Raw genomic sequence first — 16564 nt, 5'->3', positions numbered from 1 at the left:
AACAGCGCTACCCCCGTTATAGGCGATCTGCCACCGAATAAACAGTACCCATGCGGGGAAAATTGATTTAGACGCAGCGACTAACAGGGAACTACGAACTGGCTGAGCTAGCACCGACTCCATGCCGTAATTTGCCGTAATTTGTCGTAATAATGTTGTGCAATTCAGGTTCCAGTTCAACGTCGGTACTCATCACCACAATCGCCGATTAGTTGATACAGATCGCGTGAACGATTCAGGACTGTTTCAAGCAGAGTTTGATCTTCATTATCTAACGAAAAATTGAATACTTGGGCGTTGTCTGCTAAATGCTCAGCTACCCCTAACCGTGCGCCCACAATCACCCCGCCCACTGCCGGCTGCTCCAGTACGTACCGCACAGCCACATTGGCAATGCTGACTCCATGTTTTTGGGCAATGGTTTGCAGCCTAGACAGCAAGGATTGAAACAGGGACCAGTCGCCCCAAGCGTCGATCATATTTTTGTACTTGCGCAGCGAAGCCGTATCCAGATCCCAGCGGCCCGGTTCGGGTTGACCCAGATACTGCTCAGATAGCAAACCACCGCAGAGACTGCCATAGGCAAAGAGCTGGATGCCGTGCTGCTGACACAGATTCGCCATCGCCACCTGAGGCCGCCGATCGATTAGCGAATACTGTACCTGGTTGGAAACAATTGGAATGCCTTGGTCGAGAATAATCTGCAAATGCTCGGTATCAAAATTAGTCAGCGCCAGATGCTTGATCTTGCCGGCGGCCTGTAGCTCGGCCATATATTTGAGTGCATCCAGGTAGCCGGAATCGCGGTATTCCCACCAGTGAAATTGCAGCAAATCCAAACTAGCTACATCCATCCGCCGCAGTGAAATCTGGATGTTTTCTTCCACGATGGCGTGAGTCATTCGCCCCGGACGCGGCACCCACTTAGTAAAAGCTTGAATTTGATTCAGGGCTGCTTCGCCGCGTTGCGCCTTGAGCTGACGACGAAATTCACCGATAAAGTCTTCCGCAGGACCATAGTGATCGGCCAAGTCCCAGGTCGTGAAACTGGCATCCGATCATTTATCACAAATAGCCCTGACATTTGCTGTCCTTGAGATAATCGCTCATAAGCAAAGTCTGGCATTGTTGCACGATCATGAGTTAAGAGAATACGCCCATTGCTTGCTGCCCAATCTAGAATTGCTGGGTCATCCACTTTTCGCAACCCAACATCCTGAACACGCAATAAGTCAAGATCTGGTTGACGAAGAAACAATCCTCGCACAATATCGCCATTAAAATTTTCATCACTCAATAGCCTCAGCATAACAAGGCTTAAGGAGTTTGTTGTGCTAGAAGTCTGGCTCGAATCAAGTTCAGGTCAGGCTGAATTTCTGAAAAACGTTGACGAACAGATTCTGCTAGACGTTCGCGCTCGTTCAGATAGGACTCTATTTCTTGCTGATGCCGAAGATAATAACCAATCGTGAGGTAAACGTCAGATAGAGAAAGCGTTGAATATCTTTGCACAATGGTTTCTGGAGAAGCACCATCCTGGAATGCTCGGATCACCAGTTCTAGCAAAACCCTTGAATCACCAATCCGAATTGCTCCTGTTTCATCTTCCCTAAGTGGTGGGGATTCGCACTCCAAAACAAGACTCACAATTCAATCTCCATATAGCGACTATTAGAGCAGGCTTCAAGCTGAAGGCACTGCTCTAATTATACCTACTAATCCTGTGTAGTTCCCAGAATGATCTTTGAAGAGTCAAGTTTTGTAACAGTTGTAAGTAATTGATCGCTACTCTGCAATAGCTGATCCCATCCAGTTGCGTTAATGTGCTCCAAATGTTCCATTCGTAACTGGTGTTGGTCAAACACCCAATATTTGATGCTTGGAATAAGATACCGAATAAAAGCCATCCACTCTGCATAGTTAATCGCTAAAGGATTGCCCTGCATCAATGCAATTTTCCCAGCATTCCCCAAGGTCGCAATACCATGAGCCATCAGTAGCATTGTTCGGTACTTTGGATGAGAGGCTAGATCAAATTTCGTTTCCCCATATTCAGAATAATGTCTCAACATAATATACGCACGAAGAGCAATTTCGATAACCGCAGGTGTAATTCCAGAAACTAGAAAATGCCTGAAATCATATCCATTTAAATACATCCATCGAGCAATCTCTCCAACTGTGCGCCCCTTCTCTCCAAAGCTACCAATATTAATCCCCTGAATTAACGTCATGAAGGGTGCTGGTAAACCCATTGGTGTAGCCACATCAGAAATCAGGTGTCCAAGTTGGCGAAGGATTGCTTCAATGAGTCCAACAGGTTCAAGATTAGACCAAACGGCTCCTTGCATCCATGTATGGGTATGAGTCAGATTATCGTAGGAGAATCCAGTAATCGTTCCTCGCATAATATCTAAAACACCAAAAACAAAGCCGAGAACTGGATCATGCCCCAAAGATTGAAAGCGATGTGATTTAGGAAACATTCCAGCAATACGTTCAACTCCGTCTGCACCTGCGTAGCTCATTGAGTCATAAGGAACCTTACAAGTCTCAGAGAGATTTTCTGCCCACTGAGCAAACCAATCGTTTGACTTTGTGGTGTCATAGCTCTTCAGCCACTCAGTTATAGGGCTACCTGCTTGACCAGCATATTCGCCTGTTGTTAGTGTTGTAGCATGAGCAAACGTATCAGGCATTGCGGGCTAGCATTCTATCCGGTGAGCTGCCCCCAGGGGAACGTTTAGTCGAAACTCAGTTGGCCCAGCGCTTGCAGGTCAGCCGCACTCCGATCCGGGAAGCAATTCGGCAGTTGCAAAAAGACGGCTTGGTCACTGCCGACGGGTTGGGAGGATTGCAAGTCACTACCATTTCTGCCGTCGATGCCGCCCAGCTTTATGATTGTCGATTGGCGTTAGAAGAACTGGCTGTAGCCGAAGCGTGTCTACACGCCGACTCGGTGCAATTACAGCAGCTCGAAGGCTACGTTTTGCAGGCTGAGCAACTGGTCCAAGAGCAAACCCCAGCCCTGAAGGTGATGGATCTACTCGACCTTGACTATGGATTTCATCGCTTAATTGCCGAAAGTTCGGGAAACCGCTGGCTGGTGACGCTGCTCGATCAGGTATTTGACAAAATGATGCTGCTGCGGGTGCAGACCACTCGCCATAATCCCCAAGTGCTAGAAATTCGCATTGAACACCGGCAGATCTATCAAGCTATCGCCCAACGACACTCGGCAGCAGCAGTAGAAGCCATCCAGAGCCACTTACTCGCTAGCAAGGCTAGAGTTGTGGATGAGTTACAGCAACTGCATCAGCCTCTAGATACTACAGAAACTGCTGTTGTGTAGGAGGTTGTGTAGGAGTTGGTTGAAGGGAAAGACAGTACAGCCTCAACAACCTCACCAGTGGATACAAACATGGCGCAGATCGGATGTCCGATCAGGATCGATCACATTGATAGTGGCTGGAGTCATATCTAAAATCCGTTCACCGTCCCAAGGACCACGGTCGTTAATCCGTACTTTTACCGAAATCCCTGTGTGCTGATCTACAACCGTAACCCAGGAGTTAAACGGCAACCAGGGGTGAGCCGCAGTCAGTTGATTGGGGTCGAAATCTTCGCCATTGGCAGTCAGTTCACCCTGATCATAATAGGCAGCGACTCCGCATTCTGTTCCTGCTTGAGCAGCATCAGCTATGCCAAGACAGCCAAATAAGGTAGTTATGAACAAACGCAAAATACTTAGAATTCGCATAATTAATACCTGCTTTGTCTCTGTTAATGCTGGGTACCTAATTCCGTCAACATATCGCGTCAAAAACAGGAACCACACGGCTCCAGAAACAGCTCGAACTAGGGACTAGAGCGTGTAAAAGCACATATTCTGGTGTTCGGAATTCTGATGGTTGGATCTTGATGGTTGAAAGCTTATCATATATCTTTCAACTTGCCTCTCAAACCTATACAAAAGGCGATCGCAAAGATGGATGCACCTGCGTTCAGTTCAATTTCAAACCGAACATTAAATGGATAGGAAATTTACATCCGAGTACAAACTTGTACTATGCCTCAGAGAAAGTTCATAGTGTTACTTCGTGTAAAGTAGCAAACTTCATTTCAAACCCAGAGTACTTTTTTTCAACTTTACTAAAAGTTCAAGAAATTATTCTTACGACTTGCTCTAACTTCACTAAAGCCATACAAGCTATCCGTAAAGCACAGAAGGCTACTGAACAGGCCATTGTTTACCTCACCTATTTACCTCACCTATTTACCTCACCTATTTACCTCACCTATTTACCTGTTAGGCTAGGGTCGCTAGGCAGGGGATCGACTAAAGCGTGAGGCAAATTGTTTTTTACTGGAGCAGTTTTTTTCAGAGGTAGTATATTCATAATCCTTCTCAAAGATGGATAGGAAGAGTGAAACCAAGGTTAGTGTTTTTAAGCTATTTCAGTGATGAAATCCGGTGAAGATGATTCTGTATCTTGTAACTTGTAAAACATATGCTCCACCTCAGTCGGAGGTGAGATCCAATCAATGTTCAAATTTTACTAAGCTAAGAAATCAAAAGCAGCCGCGATGGGGAAAGGAAGGGCTGTAGAGCGGCCTGAGTGACTAGAGTTCTGTCAGTCAATCGGGTAGATCAACATTAAATCAGAACTGGAACACAACAATAATGTCAATCAATAGTACAGCCTTTTTCAGGCTAGTGAAGTACGAAAAACGGGGTGCAGGGGCACTGCTCCTGCGTGGGGGTGAAACCCGCACACCCCCTGTACCTCAGATGAGTGAAAAACGCTGTATAAGGTATAGCTAGTAAACTCTTCGAGCAATAGCTTGGCACTTTAGTGTTGTGTGTACCTACTAATTTACGGTCATATTGAAGTCATATTGAGGTCATATTGATCTACTGGCTTCGTGATTTGGCTTCGTGATTGAACTTCGTGATTGAACTTCGTGATTCACTGATTTAGTTTAGCTTTTAGTTTACTAAGGTTTTATTAAACACAAAATCGATGTGTTCTGCTGCACTTAGACTCTTAATATCGAATCTTGCCAGTGACAGACGGATGCTAGAGTGACAATCCTTAGGGTAAAGAAGGAACTGCAATAGGCTTTGTTTCTATGACTAGCCATCTTTCTTCTGCCGCAGGGCAACCGCTGGAACCGGCAAGCCCTATTATCAACCCAATTGGCCCACCTCAGGTTACGAAGCAGCTTTCAGAGAATGTGATTTTAACCACAGTTGATGACCTCTACAACTGGGCGAAGATGTCTAGTCTGTGGCCGTTGCTTTATGGTACGGCCTGCTGCTTTATCGAGTTTGCGGCTTTAATTGGCTCTCGTTTCGATTTTGATCGATTTGGTTTGCTTCCCCGCGCCAGTCCGCGCCAAGCAGATTTGATCATACTGGCTGGTACATTGAACATGAAAATGGCTCAGCCAACCCTGCGTCTGTACGAGCAAATGCCCGATCCAAAATATGTGATCGCGATGGGTGCTTGTATGATTACAGGCGGTATGTTCAGCATGGATTCACCCACGGCAATTCGGGGTGCAGACAAAATTTTGCCTATCGATGTGTATATTCCTGGCTGTCCACCGCGCCCGGAAGCTATTATCGATGGCATTACTAAACTGCGCAAAAAGATCGCCAATGAGTCGCTTCAGGAACGAGGCTTTAAGGGGCAAACCCATCGCTACTACACAATTAGTCACAATCTGAAGCCAGTTCCTGCCGTTCATACAGGAGCCTATCTGCGCTCGGCAAACCGATACAATCCACCTGCGGCTGTCGCTGAGGCCATTGGCATGCCTATCCCTCCGGCGCTGGCAACCGAACCTCAAAAGGAAATTTCTCTAGTCGATTCCCAAACTGAAGCTCGGCTTGAGAAGGAAGGCACGGTGGAATAGCAACTAAGTACCTCGGCAAACCGATTAATCGTCTCTGTCTCGTATCCCGAAATCAGCAGATCAAAGGGAACTGCCTGTACCACTTCTGCGGCTACCCAGCGTTTGCGATAGTGTCCCTGCTCGTCGGTATAGAATTCGGTATGACCACCGAACTTTACCTCAACGCTAGCAGCCTGTTCCAGCTCCCAGATGGTTCGGGTTAAATCATGTTCATCCAGGGCAGACGATGCATCGTCAGGTGCGTCAGGTGCGTCAGGTGCATCAAGCCCACCAAATTTATCATCGTAATAAATCCCATATCCAATTGCAGCAAGGCCAGCGGTTGTGTAGGCTTCCAAATTACTGCCAACTAGACAACCTAAACCGTCCATCTCCTGCCCTGACCAGTTTTCCTGATCACAGAGCTGGTCTAAATTCAGCCCCAATTCCTGTAGGGCTGGCCGGACTAGATCGAATAAACCCAGATTGGCCAGATGATTTTCTAGCTGCAACCCCACGGCATACTCAGGAGAAATCTCAACCCGCACGGGCTGGATTTGGGCCGATGGCTCAGTGGAACTGAATCGCAGCAGACATGCTCGCACCATCGCTGCCAAGGCTACATAGGCATCTGCGACGGTAGCGGTTTGTAGGGTTCGATGTCGGATGTGATACAACATATCCACGAACGCCTGTTGAAATATTCGGATGTTGAAGGACTCGCGAGTTGCAATTGGAATAATCTTTGCCATCGCTGCATCTATTGCTGAGATAGGATTGGGTGTACTATCTACCTGACTGGCTGTACGAACTTCCAGAGACGGATCAGCTGGATTTAAGCTACTAAATGCCTTCGGTGTTGCCAAGTCTGCTGTTGATTCAGCGCTCTCCGCAGTAGCTCCTGCAGCTGTCACCTGCGCATCTGTCACTTGTGCATCTGTCACTTGTGCATCTGTCACCTGCGCTTCTTCAAATTGCTCAGCGTCTTGATCAGCATCCTCTTCAACAATTTCAGCTTCTTCCGTTAGGTTCTGATCGGGCGAATAAGCAGCTAAATCTAAAGGTTCCTCTATTTCGCTTACTTCAATTACCTGATCAGCCTGCTGTGCTGCCATCTCGGACAGATCTGTATTTTCGATCACATTTTCATTTGTTGAGTTCATTTCGTCCTTTACAGTTGATGCAATCGTTTCTGGTTGATTGACTACAGCCGTTTCTGTTTCAGCCCTTTGTAATTCTCGCCCCACCAAATCGGGGAAATTGGACTCAGAGCTATCCCCTTCCAGATTCAAAACTGCTCCAGACCTTGATGACCAAATTCCTCTCGTCAAAACCGCAAGCCCTGCGCCCAACAGCACCACTGGCAGTAACCATAAAGCATTAGCAGAATCCATACTGCGTAAAGTTGCTGACTTATCGCCCCAACTTGCTAAGGATCAAACGTGAAGTGTTAAAACTTTTGAAAGATTTTTCAACATTGTCTTAATATGCTGCGCCTTAATATGCTGCGCCTTAATATGCTGCGCCTTAATATGCTGCGCGCTCACCGGCCAAGTGGTTCCAAGTCAGTTTATTCTCTCAGACAGCAGCCAACCTTAGAGGTGATATGAAATACATCATCCAGTATATAAACTCTGAAAACTGATTACATCCATATGTTTATAAAAAAGCTAGCTTGTCCTGAATTTTAGTCTCAGCTTGGTTTTCCAACGTTTGATAGAAAAAGTAAGACATGCCGCCCAGTCCCACTAAAGCTCCACCCAGCACGTAGAAGAATAGCTTGGAGCCAATTGAGTTTCTCAGCCGCACCCGCAGTTTTCGCGACTGGGGGACGACTACATTCGGCAAAGATCCGGACAGCCATTCATTGGGCACTTCTGTGGCTAGCGGTGCTGCCTGCGAATTGGCCTGTAAATCTGACACCTGCTCATCTGCTGTCATCGATTTTTGGGACGTAACTCGTTCAGATTCGGTCGCATCTACCCATCGCATGGCTTCATTTTCGGCAACAACGGCGGGTGTTGATTGGAGCGGTTCCAGATTTTTGGGCGAGGAATGATTATTAGTGTTGGCGGAAGTTGGTTCGGAAGGAAGCTGAGACATGACGTAAACCTTATCTTCGACAGAAGTGGATTTGAGCATTCACTGATTGACGCACAATTCGTAATTTATATCCGGCAATTCGTAATTGTGGAGTCTATGGATTGTGCTGATTTGTGGAATTTAATCTGTATTTATTTTCGAGAAAGTTGGTGTAGGTGCATGGTTCACTGATTTAGATTATGGGTTGGTTTGTCAGTATCAGTAGATCGAAAATGAATTCGTTTGAATCCCTAGACGTGGGTTTGTTCGCGCAGCGTGTGCATAGCACAGTCCCCTTAAATTCCCCTAAACCCCAGCGGGGATGCGCCTTCGGCGTAGATGAAGGGGGACTTCAAATCATGGTTGGTATGTGCTAGGCACAGGCTTCGCCTATGGTTCCCTCCTTTCGTAAGGGGGCTAGGGGGGATCTCAACATGATTTGCGAGCTACTGAGTATCGATTACGTTTACTGTGAGTAAATCGCTCTAATCGCTTTGTTTATTGAGGCATCTGGTTCAAAATGGCTTTACCGTCTAGGATGACAAGGCTGTCATTTTCTCGCTGCCAGTATCCTGCTGCCAATTGCTCTAACTCAGGTAAAATTGGCGTTTGTGATAAAGCTTGAATCGCGTCCAGTTGGCACCATTCAATCTCTTCTACTTGGCTAACCACAAGACCAAGGATGTTGCTTCTAGCAGGAGCAGCGGTTGAATGCTCAGTGATGTTCAAAACAACTGCCGAGTGCATTGACCGGCTAACCGATTGCTGATACCAAGGAGCCAGCCCGCACAGATGCCCCAGATCAATCATCCACAAAATATCCCCTCTCCAGTTGTAAACGCCCATGACCCAAGCAGGCATGTGAGGAATGGGAATGATTTGCCCTTCAGAGACGGTCAGCACTTCTATTAGCTGCTGAATTGGCAGAAGAACCCTGGTAGTTGCGGCTAGCCGCAACTGTAAGAACTGTTCAGTACTATGGCCGGTTGGTGAATCAACCGTAGATCCTCGTGAGTCAGATCGATGTGGGCTGGAAAGGGGCGAAAACTCAGACATGGGCTTAATTAATTTCCATCAATTTCCATCAATTTCCATCAATGTTTGATCAATTGCTTGACTGTGCGCACAAATTCTTCTTGGTCAATAGGCTTGGCTAGATAGGCATCAGCCCCCTGCTTCATGCCCCAGTATTTATCCATATCACCCCCTTTGGTTGAACACATACGAATCAAGCGGGCATTACGAGTAGTTTCAATGCGGCTACCGGCGTACTGACTCTCAACGGTACAGCCTCGGTGACAGCCTATCAGTCAGTATTGCGTTCCGTTACCTACAGCAACAGCAGCAATAATCCCAATTTGGGACTGCGCACGGCTCAGTTTAGCGTCAAAGACAATAGCACCACGAGCAATTTGGCCGCCCGTTCAATCCAAATCCTTCCCGTCAATGATGCCCCCGTCTTACAACCATCCGTGCAGGAACTTACCTTCACTAGAGGTTCGATTTTGATCGATCCAAAACTGAACCTGAACGATGTAGACAGTCCGGTTTTATCCGGCGCAATCGTGCGCATCCGGGACTACATTGCTGGAGAAGACAACCTGCTGTTCAAAGACCAGAACGGCATCACAGGCAGTTTCGATCCCGCTGCGGGTGTGTTGCGCCTGTCCGGTTCAGCACCAGTCGTCTCTTATCGTTCGGCCCTGCGGTCGATTCGGTTTGCCAATAACCGACCCATTCCAACTGGAACACCCCGCACGCTGGAGTTTCAGGCTATGGACGGCATATCTAACAGCAATCCAGGCCGAGTTCAGATTCAATTTGCCCCCATAGGCAACGTTCCGACAATTGACTTAAATGGCACAGCGGTTGGGGTGGACTATGGCAGTACGTTTGTGATTGGCGGTCCGCCCGTGGCGACTGTGGCAACGGATGCCCGCTTCACCAATCAGAACTATCCGGTCTTGACCTCGGCTGAGGTGTCGATTGCCAACCCACTCGATGGCATCAACGAAAAACTCTCGGCAGTGACGGCGGGAACCAAGATTGTCGCCAGCTATGATGCTAACCGCAGCGTTTTGACTCTAAGCGGACGCGGCTCACTAGGAGACTATTTGCAGGTTCTGCGCACGGTGAAATACGAAAACACCGACCCTGCAATCGACACCACCACCCGCACTATCCTGTTCCGACTCCGCAACGGCAGCAGCAGCAGCGAACCGGCCCAAACCCGCGTCCAGATCAGTTCGATCAAGCTCAGCAATGGCACCCTCGGTCCCGATGGTTCGCTGTTCACCACTCCTGCTACCGATTTGATCGATGCCTTCGCCAGCGACGATTCGGTGGTTTCAATTTTGGCGAACTTGCAGCAAAACGACTCGATTAAGGGCGGCTTAGGACGCGATACCTTCACCCTGCTCGACGGTAGCGGCACAGCCATCATCGATGTTGACAACCCGGTGAATCAAGTCGGCAGCATCCTGACAGGCAATACCGTGATCAACGGCTTCGAGGTGTTTCGCCTCACAGGGTTTGCGGGTACGGCCACTCTCCTGGGCAGCGATTTGCAAGACGATAGTTTGTCCGGTGGCCTCGGCAATGATGTCATCTTTGGCAAAGCTGGTAACGATGTGCTGAGCGGCAATGTGGGCAACGATCGCCTCGACGGTGGCTCTGGTGACGATCAGCTAGAGGGCGGCCTCGGTGATGACCTGTATGTGGTGGACAGTCCCAATGATTTTGTGATCGAGCAGCTTAACGAGGGATATGACACAGTAGAGTCCGGAGTAAGTTTGACGCTTGGCAATCACCTGGAGGCACTGACGCTAACGGGTACGGCTACAGTTGGTATCGGTAACTCGCCACAGCAACTCAAAGATTAACCAATAGGTCGAATCATTGCGTACTCGCTGTTCTTCGTAGCGTAGCACCTGTTCATAAATATAACGAGGGGATAAACAGCCCAGGGCTAACCAGGGTGAAAACTTGGATGAATAGTTTGCTCCTAATAAACCGTTGCGTGTCTCTTTGTAATAACGCAAGCAGTCCTGCTGCCAAAAATACTGATCTAAACGAGCCTGACCAGCGGTTTCTCCACCTTGAAAGGCTAATACGGCTCGTGGCTCAGCCAACGGCGGCTCTAAACCTAAATCGCTCAAGCTGGGAATTGGCCCAGGGGCGATGGCTGTCGGTAAAGGGGAGAGGGCACGCGGTGCTGCAAAGGCCGGATTAATCGAGCACTGTTTTTCGACCTGCTTGCGAAAGGTAGTGAAAACTTCTGGAATATTGTGCCGATCAAATGGCAAATCATCCGGATGATAAAGTGTGTGCCCCCAGAATGGCTTGAGTGGAACACGCAGTTGAGCCAGAGCCTGCTTCAGTGCAGCTTCAACGGCTAGTTCTTCGGCAGTCACTTCCTGGTGATAGTATACGGCTGAAATTTTCAGCGTTTTTACTAAGTCTGGAATCACCTGCTCTGGCAGCGCGTGAAAAACTAGCAGATCGCTACCGAGTAATTGCAGCGATCGGCGTAGATCGAGGACGCTCTGCTGTAAAAATTGAGCCCGAAATCTGCCGGTTTTGGGGAAGCCGAATTGAGTTTTACCAAACTGGCGCGGGTCAAAGCAGTAGACGGGGATGATGGTTGCTTGTTCCTGAAGTGCTTGCTCTAGAGGTTCATGGTCGTGCAAGCGCAGGTCGTTACGATACCAAAGAAGGATTCGGGAATTCACAGGAATGTTCTATATTAATGATTACATCAGGGCTAGCAATAGGATTGAAAACAGGGCTAAAAATAAGACCCTGCACAACCAGCAAATCATAGACGAGATCGTAATTGGCTTGTAGGCAAATTAAATCGTGTCTTGGTTTTGCGTCTTCCAAATCGCAAACCACTAGTTGAGGTTGCAATTCTTCATACAATGATACATTTGTAGCGATTGAGCCTGGAACGGCTCCGCTACTTTGCTGATGTTACTGCGACTTTTGACGTAAGATGAGTGCCATTTTGAGTGATCTGAGGCAGTAGCCAAGAGATAGGATTAAATCTTAGGCGAAACTATGGCCGAAACTGTGACGAAACTATCGTAAGACTGCGGCAAAACTGTGGCAAAACTATCAAAATGCTAGCTAGCCGAACAATCCAGAGATGGCTAGGCGAATGAAGTGATTAATCGAGAAAGAGTGAAAGGTTCTAGACGATCAGGGAAGTTGGGGCAAGCGATCGGCAGCAAGATTTTGGGCAATTTCCGATAGACTGGCGGTTTCAGCAAGTAAGAGATGAGCAGCCAAGTAACACAGGGCTTAATTTCGACCGGAATTTATCATGGAAAGATGATTGAAATTGTTAGATTTATGGTTAAAAGATGATTGAAATTACCAAGAATAAGTTAGGATTAGATTCAAACGATTCAGTCTACTGCGCAATGATTTCAACTACTAGACGTTCTCCTAACGCTACGCTTGTTACGAAAGCTTCGATTGATCAGGCATCGATAACTCTGCGGATGTTCGGCTTGGTTGTGGTCCTGGCCGGAATTGCCAAGCTCGCGGGGCTTGCAAAAGAACTTGCCGTGGCGGCAGAGTTCGGCGTCGGCCCACGGATCGACGCTTACGTGTTCGTGTTCAACCTCCTGTCGACACCGACATCGATCTGGTTCGGTGCGATATTTGCCACGCTTACTCCTCTTCTGATTCGTCTCGAGCGCACCGACCCTGAGTCGGCGCTGCGATTACGCTCGCAGTTCTTCACCATCAGCTTGATCGCGGGACTGTTCGTGAGCCTGGCGTGGACTTGCGGGGTCTATGCATTCGTCAGCGAAGGCTGGTCCGGCCTGACTGACCAAACAGGTCGCTACGCACTGCAAATCCTCCCCCTGATGGCGGTCATGATCCCGCTTCTTTTCGTCGCACATTTCGGCGCATCGTGCCTGATGGCGAGAAATCGACATGCGAACAGCCTGTACGAGGGACTGCCGGCACTTGTGATCGTGATCGCCGTCCTGGCCTATCCGCCCAGCATAATGGCTCTCGCCATCGCCACAGCCGTTGGTTTTGCACTACAGATGGCGGCGACGCTTGCCTCTACGGCGCGCGCCGGAAGCCTGCACTTGCCGTCCCGACCTGACTTCGGCGCGTGGAGATCCTTCTGGCCGGGTTTTGGGGTGATGCTAGGGGTCCAAGCCCTGCAATCATCCTCTCCTATGGTTGACCAGCTCTATGCTGCCCAGCTGGCGCCGGGCTCGCTGGCGACGTTCAACTACGCGTTCCGAATTTTCGCCATGTTCCTGACACTGGCCGCGCTCGCGCTACCTCGGGTGCTTTTACCCGCGCTGGCAACGATCGCGCACGATCGCGAAGCCACCAGGCGCTTCATGTTTCGCTGGGGCCTTTTACTGGGAATGGCGGGCGTGCTGGTCGCGGTCGTGACCTCCACGTTCTCGACAACCATCGTCGGCAGTCTCTTCCAACGAGGCGCATTCACCGCCACCGATACGATCGCAGTTGCGCAAGTTCTCACAATACTGATTTGGCAGCTGCCGTTTTATCTCCTATCGCTGCTCTATTCCCAGCAGCACTATTCCAACGGGAAGTATGGCGTTGTCGCTTTGATTTCCGCGGGCATGTTGGTGATCAAGCTCACCATCGGGCTTTGGCTGGTATGGCAATTTGGCCTTGTCGGCCTCGCCGCATCGGGCATTGCCGTCTTCGCGTTTCAAGCGCTTGCGCTTTATATCGCGTCAAAATCGACTAGGAAGAAAGAAGTTGTTGAAATTCCTGCTGCGTAGAATCGGCCTTCTGACGCCGAACGTGCGTTATGTACGATCGATCCCCCCACGCTTGCTTACGCCGATCCACAAGTTTTTTGGCCTCAAGGGTGCCACAGTCGATGTTCTCGGATCGCAGATGTATCTCGATCCTATTGAGTGCGTCGACAACGGTCTCTGGTTCCTCCCGCACCTCTATGATCGAGCCGAGCGCGCGTTCATCAGGCGCGAAGCGCGTACCGGGGTTTTCTTCGACGTAGGAGCGAATATCGGCTTCTGGAGCCTCTATCTGGCAAGGCACTTCAGGCAGTCCAGGATCATCGCGATCGAGGCCAATCCGAAAACGGCCGAACTGCTACGGCAATTGAGTTGCTCAACGGTAGGAGGCTGTTTGGCAATATGGCAATGAACTAACTCCATCGGATCGTTGGAGTCAAATGGCAATTGCCCCGTCAACAATTCAAAGCAGGTAATACCTAGAGAGTAGAAATCGGTGCGGTAATCAATCCCCCGATTCATGCGTCCGGTTTGCTCCGGTGAGAGATAAGCTAGAGTTCCTTCCAAAACATTTGGACTGACTAGAGATTGTGTTTCTCGCGGCAACTGGGATGCCAAACTAAAGTCAATCAGCTTCACTTGTTTCGTAACCGGGTTGATCAGAATATTGGCAGGTTTGATGTCTTTATGAATGATGCGATGGCGATAAAGTTGATCCAGGATTTCGGCTAGAGCGATTGCAATTTGCAGAAACTCAGTCAGGTCATCCTGACACTTTGCCTGCTTGTTTGCCCAATAGTCCCGCAACGATATGCCGCCAAAATCTTCCATCACCAGGGCAAACCCATTTTGGTAAGGCTCTAAGCTATAGGGACGCACAACTCCAGGCAGGTGAAGCTGCCGCATCAACGTATATTGATTCTTGAATTGCACCAGCTCCGTAAAGCTGGGATAGGGGCTTTTCAGCAGCTTGATCACAACAGGCCGTTGATTCGACTCCTGATAACCGCGACAAACAAGCGTTCTAGCACCGTCGTAGATCGTATCTAGAACCTGATATCCCTGGATCTGGATCTGCATCTGCTTCGCCATTGTTTCTTCACGATTGGTTACAACTGACCCCAGGCTAGTTTGCCCAGCTTTGCAGCAGCTTCTCCACAGGGTGGCGATCAACTGTGGCAACTGTGGCAACTGTGGCAACTGTGGCAACTGTGGCAATGGATGGGACAAGTTCGGAGACCTGAACCCCTGAACGGATAAACTTGGAAATTTGGAACTGGCTTAAGCAACTTTCGCCCTGCTGTCAATCTGTCTTGCCAAGAACTTGTTGTTTCTGAGTTGCTGCCAGAGATCCATCGCACTTGCTTGAGGCAGATGCAGCCAAAAGGGTTTTACTTGATCCGCAATTTCGCTACCTGATGGCGTGCTTGAATATCCAAACTGATGTTTCTCCAGTAGTTTCACGGTTAGGCAGAATACCCTGCCACCTTCAGGAGTAGAAAAAGTGTCTTCAGGTGCCTAATGTAACAAATCAAAAAATTGTATAACCTGATACTTTATAGCTTAAGGAAATATTTTATTTTGCCTAAATGTTACGGAAATTCACTTAAATATGAACAAAAAAACAATCAGTTTTAAAAAACATTACAGTGAATCTACTTAAATAACGCTCTCAGAGAAATTTCGCTAGAGCGGATGGACGAAATTACGCTATCTTCACCAACAACTTCGGTGTTCTCGGTTGATTTCACTCAGATGCATCAACTTCTTTCAAGTGTGATCCGTTAGCCGTACTGAGACAGAGTTTCAGCACAACCGGCGGTTACTTGTCACCAAGCCTTATGAGGACTGCAAGTTTAATCGAGACGGATCGCTTGTTTCTCTAGCCATCCTCAACGGTTATGCGGAGGGATGGGAGCGCCACCTCTCACAGCAGGGGTTTTGTCATTGGACTCCGTTAATCGTCACGAGTACCTCAAATTCCCACAACCAAAATCTACACCCCAACTACGCTTGGGGGAGACCAAGTTGTTGTGGATCTGGCGGTTTGTCATATTCGGGCATCTAATGGGCTATTCAAGCAAACCGAGTCCGGACTCTGGTGTATTCGGGCCGATGAGTTCCAGTTCTCAGTGGAAACGGCGATTCCCCTCACCGGCATGACCCTGGTTGGTCCCAATCAGCAGGACACCTCGATTGCGCCCACCACCAGCTACACGGTCGGGATTCGCCCGATGGGAATTGCCAGCGTTACCTCCACAGCCCAGGTGCAGATCACCAATTCGCAAGGTGCCTACCAGGATCTGAACCAGGACTGGCAGTGGGTACTCAACCAGCGCGCTGTTCCCGAAGCCATGTGGGGAGCACCGCTCGGCCCCAACCAAACGCCTACTCCTGAGGCCACGCTGCTGCCGAATCGCTTGGTTGGACTGAGCCAAATACAACTGAAGCTGGGTGCTCCTGCTACACCAATTCCAGTCGCGGCGGCGCAGGCATTCGCTTATCTGATCATCGGTGAAAATAGCCAGGGCATCCCCGTTTACCTGCCGGTCTCGGCAACGGCTCCCGTGATCAATCAACCTCCTGCCACCAACAATCAGGCCCTGACGCTGATCAGCCAGACCCTGACGAATGCGACCGTGCAGGCCAAACGCAGCAGCCTGTTTGCAGCATTGGCAACCCTGGGCGTGAATGCGGGAATGGATGGTGATTTGAGTGATGTCCAGCAAAACCTGGGGTTGAACTATCAGGCGCTGCCGATGGTCGGTACTCCCGATGGAATTCCGACCTCAGTTGCCCTTGCCTGAACTGGCCAACTC

The 16564-nt window shown here is 49.0% G+C and carries 15 protein-coding genes and 2 pseudogenes; 6 read left to right on the top strand and 11 right to left on the bottom strand.

From position 1 onward, the window contains the following. Nucleotides 1-176: 176 nt before the first annotated feature. The 4 genes from JVX88_RS27465 to JVX88_RS27450 form a co-directional block, all read right to left on the bottom strand. A complete protein-coding gene (locus JVX88_RS27465; protein WP_211621752.1) occupies nucleotides 177-1031 on the bottom strand; it encodes an aldo/keto reductase in 855 nt (284 codons plus the stop codon). Further along, on the bottom strand, nucleotides 947-1309 hold the full coding sequence (locus JVX88_RS27460; RefSeq protein ID WP_225931190.1) for a DUF5615 family PIN-like protein: 363 nt from the start codon (nucleotides 1307-1309) through the stop codon (nucleotides 947-949). Before JVX88_RS27460 ends, JVX88_RS27465 begins: the two co-directional genes overlap by 85 nt. Nucleotides 1310-1317: 8 nt before the next feature. Further along, nucleotides 1318-1647 (bottom strand): DUF433 domain-containing protein, encoded by a 330-nt coding sequence (locus tag JVX88_RS27455; RefSeq protein WP_211621751.1) that lies wholly within the window; start codon nucleotides 1645-1647, stop codon nucleotides 1318-1320. A 68-nt stretch (nucleotides 1648-1715) separates the two neighbouring features. Further along, nucleotides 1716-2699: a hypothetical protein gene (locus JVX88_RS27450; RefSeq protein ID WP_211621750.1), complete on the bottom strand. Its 984-nt coding sequence runs from the start codon at nucleotides 2697-2699 to the stop codon at nucleotides 1716-1718. Here JVX88_RS27450 and JVX88_RS27445 point away from each other — a divergent pair. Continuing rightward, nucleotides 2699-3352 (top strand): GntR family transcriptional regulator, encoded by a 654-nt coding sequence (locus JVX88_RS27445; protein ID WP_211621749.1) that lies wholly within the window; start codon nucleotides 2699-2701, stop codon nucleotides 3350-3352. The two genes, JVX88_RS27450 and JVX88_RS27445, sit on opposite strands and share 1 nt — an antisense overlap. A gap of 51 nt (nucleotides 3353-3403) precedes the next feature. Here the strand turns inward: JVX88_RS27445 and JVX88_RS27440 are convergent, their stop codons facing one another. Continuing rightward, nucleotides 3404-3760: a septal ring lytic transglycosylase RlpA family protein gene (locus tag JVX88_RS27440; protein ID WP_211621748.1), complete on the bottom strand. Its 357-nt coding sequence runs from the start codon at nucleotides 3758-3760 to the stop codon at nucleotides 3404-3406. Between the two features lie 1373 nt (nucleotides 3761-5133). Between JVX88_RS27440 and nuoB the strand changes: the two genes are divergently transcribed. Next, on the top strand, nucleotides 5134-5922 hold the full coding sequence (gene nuoB, locus JVX88_RS27435) for an NADH-quinone oxidoreductase subunit NuoB (RefSeq protein WP_211621747.1): 789 nt from the start codon (nucleotides 5134-5136) through the stop codon (nucleotides 5920-5922). Here the strand turns inward: nuoB and JVX88_RS27430 are convergent. From JVX88_RS27430 to JVX88_RS27415, 4 genes and pseudogenes are all read right to left on the bottom strand, one after another. Further along, nucleotides 5853-7295 (bottom strand): glycogen/starch/alpha-glucan phosphorylase, encoded by a 1443-nt coding sequence (locus tag JVX88_RS27430; RefSeq protein ID WP_211621746.1) that lies wholly within the window; start codon nucleotides 7293-7295, stop codon nucleotides 5853-5855. The genes nuoB and JVX88_RS27430 overlap by 70 nt on opposite strands. Nucleotides 7296-7560: 265 nt before the next feature. After that, nucleotides 7561-8004 (bottom strand): hypothetical protein, encoded by a 444-nt coding sequence (locus JVX88_RS27425; protein WP_211621745.1) that lies wholly within the window; start codon nucleotides 8002-8004, stop codon nucleotides 7561-7563. A gap of 477 nt (nucleotides 8005-8481) precedes the next feature. Then, nucleotides 8482-9039, bottom strand: a complete 558-nt coding sequence (locus JVX88_RS27420; RefSeq protein ID WP_211621744.1) for a chemotaxis protein CheW — start codon at nucleotides 9037-9039, stop codon at nucleotides 8482-8484. Nucleotides 9040-9077: 38 nt separating this feature from the next. Beyond that, nucleotides 9078-9206 (bottom strand): annotated as a pseudogene (locus tag JVX88_RS27415) (two-component system response regulator); the annotation flags it as partial. A 72-nt stretch (nucleotides 9207-9278) separates the two neighbouring features. On the opposite strand from JVX88_RS27415, the gene JVX88_RS42365 reads away from it, so the two are divergent. Then, entirely contained in the window at nucleotides 9279-10865 is a 1587-nt protein-coding gene (locus tag JVX88_RS42365) for a calcium-binding protein (RefSeq protein ID WP_317134455.1), read from the top strand. Here the strand turns inward: JVX88_RS42365 and JVX88_RS27405 are convergent. Further along, complete coding sequence (locus JVX88_RS27405; protein WP_211621743.1) at nucleotides 10809-11714, bottom strand: DASH family cryptochrome; 906 nt, start codon at nucleotides 11712-11714, stop codon at nucleotides 10809-10811. The two genes, JVX88_RS42365 and JVX88_RS27405, sit on opposite strands and share 57 nt — an antisense overlap. Before the next feature lie 774 nt (nucleotides 11715-12488). Here JVX88_RS27405 and murJ point away from each other — a divergent pair. After that, nucleotides 12489-13769, top strand: coding sequence for a murein biosynthesis integral membrane protein MurJ (murJ, locus tag JVX88_RS27400; RefSeq protein ID WP_211621742.1), 1281 nt, complete (start codon nucleotides 12489-12491; stop codon nucleotides 13767-13769). Between the two features lie 118 nt (nucleotides 13770-13887). Next, a pseudogene (locus tag JVX88_RS44470) lies at nucleotides 13888-14055 on the top strand (hypothetical protein); the annotation flags it as partial. Here the strand turns inward: JVX88_RS44470 and JVX88_RS27390 are convergent. Next, nucleotides 14034-14837 carry a serine/threonine protein kinase gene (locus JVX88_RS27390; RefSeq protein ID WP_263975273.1) on the bottom strand — a complete coding sequence of 268 codons (804 nt, stop codon included), beginning with the start codon at nucleotides 14835-14837 and terminating at the stop codon, nucleotides 14034-14036. The pseudogene JVX88_RS44470 and the gene JVX88_RS27390 sit on opposite strands and share 22 nt — an antisense overlap. Before the next feature lie 941 nt (nucleotides 14838-15778). Between JVX88_RS27390 and JVX88_RS27385 the strand changes: the two genes are divergently transcribed. Continuing rightward, nucleotides 15779-16552 (top strand): hypothetical protein, encoded by a 774-nt coding sequence (locus tag JVX88_RS27385; RefSeq protein ID WP_211621741.1) that lies wholly within the window; start codon nucleotides 15779-15781, stop codon nucleotides 16550-16552. The last annotated feature ends 12 nt before the right edge of the window (nucleotides 16553-16564 follow it).

The sequence above is a fragment of the Leptolyngbya sp. 7M genome (assembly GCF_018128485.1).
The sequence above is the reverse complement of the archived record's forward strand: the minus strand, read 5'-3'. Positions and strand labels throughout refer to the sequence as shown.

Excerpts from the sequence above, each read along its gene's own strand:
- JVX88_RS27460 (WP_225931190.1), bottom strand. The coding sequence starts at position 1,309 with ATGCTGAGGCTATTGAGTGATGAAAATTTTAATGGCGATATTGTGCGA.
- JVX88_RS27450 (WP_211621750.1), bottom strand. The coding sequence starts at position 2,699 with ATGCCTGATACGTTTGCTCATGCTACAACACTAACAACAGGCGAATAT.
- JVX88_RS27440 (WP_211621748.1), bottom strand. The coding sequence starts at position 3,760 with ATGCGAATTCTAAGTATTTTGCGTTTGTTCATAACTACCTTATTTGGC.
- nuoB (WP_211621747.1), top strand. The coding sequence starts at position 5,134 with ATGACTAGCCATCTTTCTTCTGCCGCAGGGCAACCGCTGGAACCGGCA.
- JVX88_RS27430 (WP_211621746.1), bottom strand. The coding sequence starts at position 7,295 with ATGGATTCTGCTAATGCTTTATGGTTACTGCCAGTGGTGCTGTTGGGC.
- JVX88_RS27425 (WP_211621745.1), bottom strand. The coding sequence starts at position 8,004 with ATGTCTCAGCTTCCTTCCGAACCAACTTCCGCCAACACTAATAATCAT.
- JVX88_RS27420 (WP_211621744.1), bottom strand. The coding sequence starts at position 9,039 with ATGTCTGAGTTTTCGCCCCTTTCCAGCCCACATCGATCTGACTCACGA.
- murJ (WP_211621742.1), top strand. The coding sequence starts at position 12,489 with ATGTTCGGCTTGGTTGTGGTCCTGGCCGGAATTGCCAAGCTCGCGGGG.
- JVX88_RS27390 (WP_263975273.1), bottom strand. The coding sequence starts at position 14,837 with ATGGCGAAGCAGATGCAGATCCAGATCCAGGGATATCAGGTTCTAGAT.